The organism is Paenibacillus anseongensis, from assembly GCF_009757995.1.
GTDB lineage: Bacteria > Bacillota > Bacilli > Paenibacillales > NBRC-103111 > Paenibacillus_E > Paenibacillus_E chondroitinus.
In genome coordinates, this window is record NZ_WSEM01000003.1 from 25,607 (window position 1) to 37,655 (window position 12,049).

Here is a 12,049-nt window from a genome sequence, read left to right on the forward strand (position 1 = left end):
GAACTAAGATACGAGGATAAACGACTTCGTCATCCTTTTAGGACGAGCGCGTTTGTCAAGGTAGATGCGAAGAAGTATAACACTTATACTCTCTTATCTACTGAAAAAGCGCCTCCCGTTCCGGGTGGCGCTTTTTGCGATTCGATTTTATGCCGATACCGCTAGAATCAATGATTAATGGTGGCCTTCCTGCCCCCAGTCAAAGTTTTGAACCAGAAATACATGCCCATACCGAATAAAGTCAGCATACCGCCTAAAAACTGAAATAAGGAAATGGCCTCCCCTAATAATAAATAAGCAAGAATAATAGCAAGAACGGGTTCACCGATAATGCCTACTGAGACTGTCGTTGCCCCCACCGACTTCAATAATAGATTAAAAATATATTGTCCGAATAGGGTCGGAATGAGGGCAAGCAACAAGAAATACGTCCATTCGGATGAGTCATAACCCGTAAGCGGGATGTGATTCATTACATTGTAGAGAAGCAAGACGGTTCCGCCAATGAAAAAGACGATAATGCTGTATACATTCGCATCTATTTTATGGCTTATTTTCTGCCCCGCCAATAAATACACGGAAACAAATAACGTTCCTGCTAACGATAAGCCGTCTCCAATCAGTGCTGCTTTCGAAATCCCTATATCTCCCCAAGCGATAAGAATTGAACCCAGAAGCGCAACGACTAAGCAACCGGCCATTAGCCGATTTACTTGTTCTTTGAATAATAAATAAGAACCGATCATGACAAACAGTGGCTGCAGCGACAAAATGACCATAGAGCTTGCTACTGAAGTATAGACCAGAGATTCCATCCAGAATAGAAAATGCAGCCCAAGAAAAAGGCCGGCCAAAAGCACGATCCCCCACTCTTTTCTATCCATCCGTAAGGAGCGAATCCTTCTCCATGGGACAATAGCGAGCATTAGAATGACAGAAATAAACAATCTGTACATTCCGGCCACGGACGTCGGCGAATCCAAAAATTTGATCATGATGGATGAGATCGAGACGGATAAAATGCTGATGGCTAGTAAAATAAACGGATGTGATTGCAAGGCAGATTTCATTAATCTATCCATAATTCCTCCACGCTGTTCAACAACTCCTGTGCACAGAATTGTAAAGGTTAGCCGAAGCTGGATATAATAATACCATCATCATTGCAGATTTTGTGCAATTATATCCCTTATTTATATAGATATATCGTCAAAAAGGAGAATCCCTTGAAAAAACAATTATATGAAGCCATTCAATATCCTGACGAAGCCTTTCCCTATATCATGTACACCCATACGAATCATGGATCTGTTCCTCTAGGCCGAGGAGTTAACGACTTACACTGGCACGAAGAATTACAAATGACTTTGGTAACCAAAGGAAAACTGACGATTCAAATCAATGGCATTGATTATGATTTAAGTGCAGGGCAGGCTATTTTTATCAACAAAAGCGTTCTGCACATTGTGACTCGCCTTTCGCATGACGGGGAATATGTGAGCTTTAATTTTCCGGAGAAGCTGCTCGCCTTTTATTCAGATAGTGCCATGGAGAGAAATTATGTACTTCCTTATACCAACTCCTACTTACTGTCGCTAGAAATCAAAGGAGACGCAGCGTGGGAACATGAAATCCTTCAAATCCTTTACGATATGAAAAAAGAGTTTGAATGGAAAAAAAACTGGGGATGGCAGTATGAAATTTCGATCAAAACGGTCAAGTTATGGTTAATCCTCATCTCGAACATTTCGTTACCTTCAGAGGAAGCCTCTAAACATAGCAGACTACAACAAGAAAGATTGCAATTGATGCTTAGCTTTATTCATCAGAACTATACAAATAATTTAACGTTAAAGGAAATTGCTGATGCGGCTCATTTGAGTGTATCGGAGTGCACCCGCGGCTTTAAAAAAAGCATCCATATTACCCCTTACGACTATTTGATCAAGTACCGCATTAAGAAGAGTTGTGAACTATTGGCATCGACGGAATATGCGATAACCGAAATTGCCAGAAGAGTTGGTTTCAATCACGTCAATCATTTTATCCAATCATTTAAAAAACATCGCGGCCTTACGCCCAAAGAATTCCGCTCTTCTTCCTCCTCTATTTTCTGAAACATATGTAAAAAGCTGTTCCGGGTCGTCCGCCAAGACGGATCCGGGACAGCTTAAACATTAGGCCAGCTTACGTCTTTTCTTTACAGGGCGACGTAACGTATCCTTCTTCATAAATCTCATTTTTGCAATGATTCTGGCGTTTAGTTTTTTCATCGACGTCAGATTGTTTTTAATAATTCTGCCTCGGCTGTTCGAAGCGTTCTGCAGCACAATTTTACTTTGTCTGGCGGTGCTGCACTGTGACGATACAATCTGCGGATTCTCGTTCGGAATCGTTGGAAACATGAGATTTTGCGGATTGTTGCTGTGATCGCTGCCAGGATTGGATGGATCGTTAATCGTAAAGCTGTTCTGGTTGCTGTTCAAAAACCGGCCGAATAAACAGTGCCCGGCTTCATGTGCAAGCCCGTACGAATTTAGTGCTCCGTCGCTCATGACGATATGACCATACAGACCATAATCGGTAGTGCTGTTAAAAAATTTGAAGCGCGGTCCACCCATGCCAATGACGTTGCCGGAACTGGTGAGGAATTCCCCACTTACATAGATGACATAAAGTGCAGTAGCATTGTTCGTTTGTCTTTTGGCCATATCGAATAAGGCGACGAGTCTTGGATCATCTAAACTAGTAACGGATCTGCTATTAATTGTAGTAGGTGTGTTAAAGCGGCCTGCTGCAGTAAACGTCATACCACATCTTACTCCAGGGGAGAAGCCGCTTCCCCATGCCAGGTTCGAACTTGAAATGTCATTTCCTTGCCGGGCTTGCCGCTCTTGGGAAGTACCTCCAGAAGCTGAACCCGCTGTGAAAATAGAAACCACAGGAACCGTAAAGGCCATCTCTACCACCACTCTCAAAAAAATTAAGAATTCCTATATATGAAATGAGAAATAGAGTGATTTGGTATGGACGGATGCAGCGGGACAAGATCATCAATTTATATAGAAGCGTCTGCAAGATTGAAGAGGATGATAGAGGCATTATTAAAATATACTGCTCGGTTAATTTTTTTTACCGAAAAAAAGCAAACCAGAACCCTTAAATTTCTCCATTGTTTTGACGTCGCCAAACAGGTAGGCTATCAGAATGCAAGTCATTTTCAGTATAAATATAAGAGGTTACGAGGTGATCCTATGTACTATTGCATTCGGTGTAAAGAACTCCACCTGCTTTCTAAATCGAAACATATCCTAATTTTTAGTTCAGGGTTCTATTATAATAATTCAACTCTTTATCATGCGGGAGTTTGCCGCATTGAAAAAAAGTGATCTCGTAGTGCTTTTTAAGAAGTGTGCTTAAAGATCTTTAACTCTTTTTGAGCTGAGTAACAATTAGTTTTTCTACAAGATGAAATAATATTCCAGCGATTATTCCTACTACCAATCCTGTAAAAATGTACGTTCCTAAAAACTTTTGACTAGACCCTGGCACTCCTCCGATTAAAAGTCCGAAAAAGAAACCAGTAAGTTTATACTCACTTGAACGACCTTTGCGCACTATAACATCGTAATTATAGGCATGCCAGATAGCAAAGCTATAAACGGCTGGGAAAAATATGGATGGGTTCTCTGCAAAAATCGAATTTGCCTTTTGAAAATCTCCTGCAAAGGCATAAAAAATAGCGTTATTCAGCTCTGAGAAAATCATGAATATGCCAGTATAGGCCATAAACAATATTCCTATAACTTTGTTACCTAAATAAAGATGACCTAAGCCTGGCATAGCAATAGACCAAATCAATGCAAAAATACTACTTTTATATGTAGCCTGTTCATTGGGTTCATTGATCATTTGAGTTCCCTCAGTCTTTCTTTTTAAGTATTTTAGCTATCCCTACATCAGTTATTCCTATACTTACATCGATCTCCCCTAAAGACTCAGGCTTTAAAGGTAAAGACCCATTTTTAACGAGTCGGTGCCATTCCTTCGGATTGGAGCGGTAGAGTGAATCAGAAAGACCTAGAAGGTCTGCCTCTGATTTAAGGCCGACCAAGTAGGTTTTTTGAATCTGCTTCCGTATTTCCTTCTCAGCCAGTTCTTTCAGATCACTCTCCTTTGCCGGCTTTTCTTGCTCCGTTACTGATCCTTCCATTTGGACTTTAATGTGAAAGGTTAGTTTGCCGTTCGATAGCTTAGGTTCGATGGAGGGTTCAATCTTTTTAACAACCATCATTGCGATTGGTTTATTGTCTACCTGAAGCATCAAAGGAGTGCGCACCGTTTCTTTCTCCATCCATCGCAGACCCATAATTTCGTCAATCTTAAAGCACCCCAGCAATTGTTTATTTTGTATGGCACATACCCCATCTTGTTGAAGCTGTGGTGCCGGCTTCTTGTTCTCTATCCAGCTAGCTTCATTGACGCTTAATTCGGGAAGCAACAGGATTTGGCTATTTTCATCCCATTTCCAAATAAATTTGTACAAATATAATGGAGCAACAAGCGAACTTTGGGAATAACGGTCACGCGGGTTATTTAATTGTGAGTAAAGCGTCGACATGTTTTGGGTTGGGCTTGTGCTAAATATATCCTCGATCGAGCCATGAGTTGCCATCGTCCATATGGTATACCGGAACTCATAATACCTGTCCATTTGGTCCAAAACGCCATGAATGACATCCTCCCGCAGCGCCGCTTCCGTAAATGCCAAAGTCTTCACATGACTCCAGGCCAATCTTTGCTGTGACGTCTTGTATAGATCAAAGATAGCTTCATCCACGGTTCTACCTTCACCTTTGCCAATGGAAACCACTTCCTTGCTCATCCCGGCTCCCGCTTCTTTCTTGGCAATATTATTAAAACTGATCATTTGGGTATAAAACACCACTTTGCCTTTTACATAATCAATACCAATCGAATTAACATAGGCTAGATGCTCAATCTCCCTTACCCCCCAGCAACCGGTAAGCACTAGAGGGAGAATGCCAATCACCAATAAAAGTGGTATGAACCTCACGTTTGATCATCTCCGGTTTTTCTTATGAAGTCAGGCATACCTTCCTTCTTCCCCCAAGGCATACGGAATAAAATTTTTAATAGATCGCGGAAATTAATTGGTGCCACCGGACTTAGATATTTGATTCCAAACGATTGCAAATTAACCATATAGATAGCAATGGCTAACATACAAATCAATAATCCAAACAAACCTAGTACACCGCTTACAATCAGTACGATCAATCTTATCAGACTGACGAAGCCCACCATATTTTGATTCACCATGGTAAACGACGCTAATACGGAGATGGCTACGACAACAAGAATACCTGGTGCCGTCATACCTGCGCTGATGGCTGCCTGTCCGACAATTAATCCGCCAACAACAGAGATGGTTTGTCCGAATGAAGATGGCAAGCGCATCCCCGCTTCCCGAAATAATTCAAATAGAAGAATCATCACAACGGCTTCGAGAGGAGCCGGCAGCGGAACACCTTGTCTGGAAATGAGCAGAGTACCCAGCAAAGTAAATGGGAGCTGATCCTGATGATAAGTAAGCAGTGCGATCCAAAATCCAGGAAGAAACACAGAAAGAAATATGCCACACAACCTCATCAATCGGGTAAACATGACAAACCAATTAAGTGTATAAGCATCTTCCGAAGTATTAAACAAAAAGGTAAAGTTAACAGGCCCAATGATTGCAGTTGGGGAACCATCAACCACAATGACAAACCTGCCATGCATGAGGGAATTCACCGCAAAATCCGGCCTGCCGGTATAGACAAACTTTGAAAAAAACTTATTACTATCTAGTCCCTCCTCCAGTTGAGAACTGCTGATCACCCCTTTGAGTTTCAAGCTGGCCAATCGGGATGTGACCTCCTCAACAATCGTTGGTTTAATCGCATCTTTCAGATAAAGAAGTAATGTCTTGGTTTGCGTCTGCGTCCCAAGCGTATATTCTTCTATGGCTAAAGCATTTGTTTTTAATCTTTTTCTTATTAACGCGACATTGACCTTCGCATCTTCAATAAAGCCGTCACGAGGTCCTCTTACCGAAATCTCGGCATTCGATTCCTCCGTTTTTCTCTGCGGGGCATTGGCTATATCCCATGTGTACAGAGAGGCATTTTCTTGGAAATATGCCAACAACTCTCCATTAAAAACCTTATTTATGATGATTTCGTCATCCCAGCCTTCCGGGATCGGGTTGAGCTGAAAGGGGAGGTGCTGCTGTAGTTCCCCGTCGTTCGATATGACATGTTCTTTAAACATTTCAATCAGGTGAGGAATAAAAAATTGATGAATTCGGTGTGTATCGCACAACCCCTCGCAATAAACAAACAGTAACAAAAATGAGGATCCATCTTGTTGGGTGAGATTCAGTTTGTTAATATGCACATCACTGCAGTCTTTGAACAACCGCTGAAATGAACCATATGGCTCTTCCTCCGCTGATCCCAACGATTCCACCCTATTTTTCATGATTTCACTCTTCTCCATCTGTGTCCAAAATGAATTAAACCAATAATAATTAAGAAATAGCCCGACATCCCCCAAAATATAGCTGGTAACAGAACATCAGTAATCAGGTTAATAAATTTAGGATCGCTAATTGGCAAGCATATCGCTAGGATTTGAATAGAACATATAAGGAAGAGGGATAATGTCTTACCCCTTTTTTTCTCAATACCCAGAATATCGTTAATCAAAAAAAGAGTCAGTGAAATTCTCAGAAAGGCCCCACTGAACCACTGATATATACTTAAAAAATCCATGTGCTCAATAAAGTGGCCTATTGTCACTAACCTCCACTCTTCATAAGCAGGGAACCTTAAATGGGAGGCTTGCTTGGGACCGAACTCGATAATTGCGCCGACTAAAGGACCAAATGTTAGTAAGATCAGAATCAAGGTCAGTGCCACAAGGGACATGAACGAAATACGAGTACGGATATGATGCTTTATAAATAACAGCAGCGATAATTCGAGTAATCCTGCCTCAACATAGATGACCCCATGCCAGACAGGCTTCATGCCAAATTCCAGAAAAGGCTTTAACAAGGAGTATTCCTTATTCGGATAATTAGCAGTCATCACATAAAAGCCTAATATGACGACAAACGGTAAAAAGATAGCCGCTGTATTGGCTATCGATTCGATACCTTTATAAGCATTAATTGAACAAACGATCAGCAAGGCAGAGGCTAAAACAATGATGGGGGTATTCGTTGAGAAGGCAAGATGAATCCATGTAACGGTATCTTTTAAAGTAATCGTTGATAAAGTAAATATGTAAATGCACGCTAATCCTGCCAGCAAGTAGGATACCATTGCGCCGTATTTTAGCTTAAGCCATTGGAATAGAGGCATATCCCGATTCTTACCAATAACCGAATAAAGTAAAACAACCCAAATCATAAAAAACGAGCCCGCAAGCAGAACGGAGATCCAGCTGTCGCGGTGTGCTTTTTGTAACAACATCGGAATGATAATGACATGGTTTAACAACCCAATAGAAAGCATTAGCATCATGCTTGTTTGCAAAAAGGTGATTGAGCCGTTTTTCATCAGCATCCTCCGATTCCTAATTTAGTAAATTGTTCCTGTAGTATGCTGCATTTTCATGAATTTATACGATACAGGTTAAATCAAAGAGGCTGACTAGTTGCGTTGAAAGCCGCATAAATAACAAAAGAGCACCTATATTAGGCGCCCTTTTACTGTAGTGATAAAGGAGTCAATGATACAATGTGTTGAATCTACAGTGGAATTTAATTGGGGAACAAATAACGTACCAATAAAGAACTTATGTTCAGGTATTTCTATAATTCTTGGATTACCTACTGGATCTGTTCCTACAATTTTTAACCCGCTATCATGAATTTGTTTTTCATACTCGGAACTTAGTCCATAACTACACCTAAATTGTTCGTTTGTAGTCTCGGTCTTATAAATGTCAAAGGTTTTCGAAGGTTTCCTGATGATAACTTCACCTTTCTGACCAACTAAGGAGCAGGCCAGTTTACTAATGATTAATTGTGAAGCATCGGGGTCGCGTTCTTCGTGGGCTGCATGTTCCAACATCAATTTATGTTTGGCATATTCCATAATGATGTATTGAAACCCGCCGCATGTCCCCAGCAAAGGTATATCGTTTTCACGTGCAAATTGAATAATGCTTAGTACCCCATCGATTGAATCTGGATAACCTGGGCCAATCCAAAAACCATTGTAAGTCCGCTTGATGGCTTCCAGTTGTTTAGTTATTGTTGCTGTTGCAATCCACTCAAACTCAATAGAAATCCCTAATTTACCTAGAGTGTGCCTAAGCGCATTGTTAGTAGCGATCTGTGACGGGTATTCTGGGCTAAAGTCACCTACAATGCCAATTTTCATTTTTTATGTGAGCCTCGCTTTTGGTAGATCTAGATTCCACAATGAAACAAATAAAATGAGCCTTCAGATAATATATTTGCAAACGTGACAATTTTATCAAATTGCTTCAAAACTTCATTTCTGTTGAGAAATAACTTTTCATAGTGACCAGAATCGATCTGGTCTACAATCGTCATGTACTCTCCCGTTAATTTTAAAACCTCAGGTGAATTCTCAAATAAGTGCTTCCAAAAACTAAACACATTACCTAAGATTGTTGCAGACTCCTCGTCAAAAAGAGTAACGCCATGGTAGTTAATCCCTGCCCCTCTCGGAGTTCCTCTTAAAGTAGGGTTTTTACTTGGAATCCACTTTAAAGTGTCGCTAATGTATAAAGAAATAATGTCGTCATGAATATCCACACGATCAACAATTTCTGGCCGATTCTGTATCCCCATCCAAAAATGCTGCACGTCAATTGTACTTGGCACAAGATAGAACTCATGGGTTAACGCGATATTCAATCACCTTCCTCCAGATATTGTTATGTTTTCTACGTTGCCTGTTATTTCAACGGACAACGGCAGCCGATTCTATGTGTCGGCTGCCGCGGTTGTCGTTGTTTAACTATATTTTCCAGGGTAACCATACCATCATCTTTTCGAACTATTTACATCTTTAATCTATTCTTTAACAGATTGGCTTTTCCCTTTTTTTTGTAACTAAAGCTGTTTTTCTATTCCCGCTTCATTATTGTTATAATTGGAAAAGGAATACAATAGAAGTCAAGGAGGCTATAATGATGGCTTGGTCTGAACTGAAAATGATACCGAACGAATACAATGATGAAGTCAAGGCAATTGACGAATCCCTTATCCGACTGCTAACTGAACGCAAAGCATTATCTAAAGGTAGGCGACTCATTCCCTCTAGAGAACTTGTACAAGAATGGTCGAACCAATATGGTCTAGACATTCCACAAATCAATTGGTTGCTTAACAGTATTAATTCAAGCAACACTCCAATTATGCTTAACGAATCCGGGGAACTTTTAAACGTGCTACCTATTATGAAAAAATCCATAGTTAATGGTTTTGAATATTCCCTGACACATTCCATGCAACATGAAAACAGCAGCATTGTATTCGTTGAAATACAGCAACTTCAAAACGACGCAAGCACTGGTTACATACGCCCCCAACTGTTGCTTGATATTAGTGGTAGTCAACAATACAACGTCCACAGGAATGGTTCTCATGGCGGTGGTGGGCATACTCAAATAACCTTTTTAATTACTCCACGCTTACCTGACAATATGAATGAAGTCCGTTTCGCTTTGATCCCTTATGCTCCACCAATGGAAAGTCCACCGAAAGAAGTTATTTTGGATCAAAATGTTCAATTTGAATAAGACATCTACCCTCACTACTTTAAAGGGTATACAAGTTGTATATCCTTATTTCCAACCAAACCTTCATATATCGCATGATTATGGTCTGCACCCACGATACATAAGATTCGTTTCCCTAGATGTTTATTAATTGCGTTATTTATTCGTTGAATCATTATTAGATGTCTACACTCCCATCGAAATATATGTGACTCAGGGTTAATTTGCTCTAACCATTTGTACTTTTGTTTTGTTATATCGTCGTATTCTAATGAATTGAAAGGAATAGCACTGGAATTCCAAGTGGAAAGTTGTCTCTGAAACCATTGCTCTGATGCAGCAATCAAAGCACTTCGTTGCAACTCACTATGATTCTTGAATGGGTCAAAATCCATCCAAACATCAAGTTCCACCCAATCAATAGGTACAAAATCAACTTTGAATTCTTCGCATAACGGAAAAATTAGATCCCAGTACTCGCTCGCTGGTTCGCCCCAATATCCTCGATGTGTGGGATCAGTTTTGTATTTCTCCCAACTGTCGGGAAGTACTTCACCGCATATTACATCTGGATTAAATTCTAGAATTAACTCTTTTATTATTTCCAAAGTTAAATGGTACCTCTTCCGTAATTTATTGTCATGAACTACTCCTAAGATTCCTACCGTTGACATGAGTTCCCCCAATCTAGTCCACGAATCGTTGACTGTAAAGGCTTATAATTATGTGACTAAACATACTGCTTTCGATAAAAGTACCCAGATTAATTTACTATTCGTCTAATTAGATTAATATCTAATTAGAAAATACTGGAATACCTTGATTTTGTCAACCGCTTTTCACACTCTCCAAACTGTTTTGTAACCTAAAAAGGCTGCCGATTGTGGGCAACCTCTTCCTGGATGTGTATGGAGCTATTGTTATCGAATAGCTAGATGAAATTTTACCATTTCACTATATATCCAGATCTTTTAAGATAATGCTTTGTAAAAGGATTCAAATTCTCTATTGGTTCTTCCAAAGAAAAATATCTAAGTTCATGGCTTTCATTGTCATTTACTTTAGGATTACCCTGTACATTCTGGGCTTCATAAATTGCCATAACATTATAGATTTCATCACCATGAGGATATTTATAGTACATATCCTTCCCGGATAAAACCGTGATGAATTTGAAGGATTCCGCAATCAATCCTGCTTCTTCAAAAAGTTCCCGAGCCGCTGCTTCTTCTAATGATTCTCCTAGTTCTAATGAGCCTCCAATGGTTCCCCAATCATTACTATCGGTTCTCCTTTGGAGTAATAATTGCCCTGCTTGATTAAAAATTAGTACACATGATCCAACCATTATTAGCGGGCTTGAGCCAACAAAGTTTCTTAAGTCCATTATGTATCCCATGAATTGGTCTCCTTTGTCTTTTACCGTTCGTTAAGTTCATCTAACATAATCATGTATTCACGAAGACGAATTCGATATCCTGCTTGGTATCATGAAAAAGGTTGCCGTTTTTGGTTGTCTGATTAATTTGTATGGATTGCATGAATTGAGCTCTCGTTATCCGTTAGCTCAATCCTTACTGTAAATTATACTGAACTCCGCCCAAAAAAGTAGATTTCTTCTCCTCCCCAAAATACTCTAACGTATGCTGATTACAGTGAATTACATTACTTTTAAAATTAAAAGTATTTGATACTTTATCGAAGCTTCTGATTTCAGACCTGTCAAATGAAAACTTATTATATTTCATAATCTTGATTGTTTCGGTATGACTTATGCCAAATGTAATACCATTACCAATCGGGAAGGTTATAGGACTGGTTTCAAATCTAAAATCCATTCCCTGTAAGTTTAGTGAAGTAGTGATTTCAAGCATTGAGCGGTACACATACACGTTTAAGGCGAATTCACCAATTTCTCCATACTCAATCCTATCAAGATTTTCTATGTTGAACTGTCTTTCCGTAAAGCCAATAAATATCCTTCACCCATGTAGTAGAGGGGACGGTCTTTTATCTTTAATTCTGGGGCTTTCCATTCGTTAAATACTTGTTCCATTGGGCAGAAACGAACAATACTGCATAGCGAGCTCCACTCCATCTGATATCTCACCCACGTTCATATAAACTAATAATACTACCATAAATTATATCGGAAATCGTTGAAGTAATCTGCCCTTTACCTTAATGGCCACGGCCATCTTTCCATTGAACATTTACATAA

General features: G+C 39.8%; 12 protein-coding genes. 2 read left to right on the forward strand and 10 right to left on the reverse strand.

The window, feature by feature from the left end:
- Positions 1-167 precede the first annotated feature (167 nt).
- Complete coding sequence (locus tag GON05_RS01225) at positions 168-1,082, reverse strand: DMT family transporter (RefSeq protein ID WP_157317443.1); 915 nt, start codon at positions 1,080-1,082, stop codon at positions 168-170.
- Between the two features lie 144 nt (positions 1,083-1,226).
- Between GON05_RS01225 and GON05_RS01230 the strand changes: the two genes are divergently transcribed.
- Positions 1,227-2,117, forward strand: coding sequence for an AraC family transcriptional regulator (locus tag GON05_RS01230; RefSeq protein WP_157317444.1), 891 nt, complete (start codon positions 1,227-1,229; stop codon positions 2,115-2,117).
- A gap of 60 nt (positions 2,118-2,177) precedes the next feature.
- On the opposite strand, the gene GON05_RS01235 is transcribed toward GON05_RS01230, so the two are convergent.
- From GON05_RS01235 to GON05_RS01265, 7 genes are all read right to left on the reverse strand, one after another.
- Positions 2,178-2,978 (reverse strand): hypothetical protein, encoded by an 801-nt coding sequence (locus GON05_RS01235; protein WP_127457377.1) that lies wholly within the window; start codon positions 2,976-2,978, stop codon positions 2,178-2,180.
- A 448-nt stretch (positions 2,979-3,426) separates the two neighbouring features.
- Positions 3,427-3,912, reverse strand: coding sequence for a hypothetical protein (locus tag GON05_RS01240; RefSeq protein WP_157317445.1), 486 nt, complete (start codon positions 3,910-3,912; stop codon positions 3,427-3,429).
- A gap of 10 nt (positions 3,913-3,922) precedes the next feature.
- Entirely contained in the window at positions 3,923-5,077 is a 1,155-nt protein-coding gene (locus tag GON05_RS01245; RefSeq protein WP_181646080.1) for a Ger(x)C family spore germination protein, read from the reverse strand.
- The gene (locus GON05_RS01250) at positions 5,074-6,546 is read right to left on the reverse strand and encodes a spore germination protein (protein ID WP_157317446.1); all 1,473 of its coding nucleotides are present in this window, start codon (positions 6,544-6,546) and stop codon (positions 5,074-5,076) included. Before GON05_RS01250 ends, GON05_RS01245 begins: the two co-directional genes overlap by 4 nt.
- Complete coding sequence (locus GON05_RS01255) at positions 6,543-7,631, reverse strand: endospore germination permease (protein WP_157317447.1); 1,089 nt, start codon at positions 7,629-7,631, stop codon at positions 6,543-6,545. Before GON05_RS01255 ends, GON05_RS01250 begins: the two co-directional genes overlap by 4 nt.
- A 132-nt stretch (positions 7,632-7,763) precedes the next feature.
- The gene (locus tag GON05_RS01260) at positions 7,764-8,459 is read right to left on the reverse strand and encodes a CTP synthase C-terminal region-related (seleno)protein (protein WP_157317448.1); all 696 of its coding nucleotides are present in this window, start codon (positions 8,457-8,459) and stop codon (positions 7,764-7,766) included.
- Between the two features lie 29 nt (positions 8,460-8,488).
- Complete coding sequence (locus GON05_RS01265) at positions 8,489-8,962, reverse strand: hypothetical protein (protein ID WP_157317449.1); 474 nt, start codon at positions 8,960-8,962, stop codon at positions 8,489-8,491.
- A 278-nt stretch (positions 8,963-9,240) separates the two neighbouring features.
- On the opposite strand from GON05_RS01265, the gene GON05_RS01270 reads away from it, so the two are divergent.
- Complete coding sequence (locus GON05_RS01270; protein WP_157317450.1) at positions 9,241-9,849, forward strand: hypothetical protein; 609 nt, start codon at positions 9,241-9,243, stop codon at positions 9,847-9,849.
- Positions 9,850-9,863: 14 nt separating this feature from the next.
- Here the strand turns inward: GON05_RS01270 and GON05_RS01275 are convergent, their stop codons facing one another.
- Entirely contained in the window at positions 9,864-10,502 is a 639-nt protein-coding gene (locus GON05_RS01275) for a hypothetical protein (protein WP_157317451.1), read from the reverse strand.
- A gap of 269 nt (positions 10,503-10,771) precedes the next feature.
- Positions 10,772-11,227, reverse strand: a complete 456-nt coding sequence (locus GON05_RS01280) for an NUDIX hydrolase (RefSeq protein ID WP_157317452.1) — start codon at positions 11,225-11,227, stop codon at positions 10,772-10,774.
- Positions 11,228-12,049: the final 822 nt, after the last annotated feature.

What these genes read in the sequence shown, in the direction of transcription:
- GON05_RS01275 (WP_157317451.1), bottom strand. Translation starts at nt 10,502, where the DNA reads ATGTCAACGGTAGGAATCTTAGGAGTAGTTCATGACAATAAATTACGG.
- GON05_RS01270 (WP_157317450.1), top strand. Translation starts at nt 9,241, where the DNA reads ATGGCTTGGTCTGAACTGAAAATGATACCGAACGAATACAATGATGAA.
- GON05_RS01255 (WP_157317447.1), bottom strand. Translation starts at nt 7,631, where the DNA reads ATGAAAAACGGCTCAATCACCTTTTTGCAAACAAGCATGATGCTAATG.
- GON05_RS01280 (WP_157317452.1), bottom strand. Translation starts at nt 11,227, where the DNA reads ATGGGATACATAATGGACTTAAGAAACTTTGTTGGCTCAAGCCCGCTA.
- GON05_RS01225 (WP_157317443.1), bottom strand. Translation starts at nt 1,082, where the DNA reads ATGGATAGATTAATGAAATCTGCCTTGCAATCACATCCGTTTATTTTA.
- GON05_RS01240 (WP_157317445.1), bottom strand. Translation starts at nt 3,912, where the DNA reads ATGATCAATGAACCCAATGAACAGGCTACATATAAAAGTAGTATTTTT.
- GON05_RS01260 (WP_157317448.1), bottom strand. Translation starts at nt 8,459, where the DNA reads ATGAAAATTGGCATTGTAGGTGACTTTAGCCCAGAATACCCGTCACAG.
- GON05_RS01250 (WP_157317446.1), bottom strand. Translation starts at nt 6,546, where the DNA reads ATGAAAAATAGGGTGGAATCGTTGGGATCAGCGGAGGAAGAGCCATAT.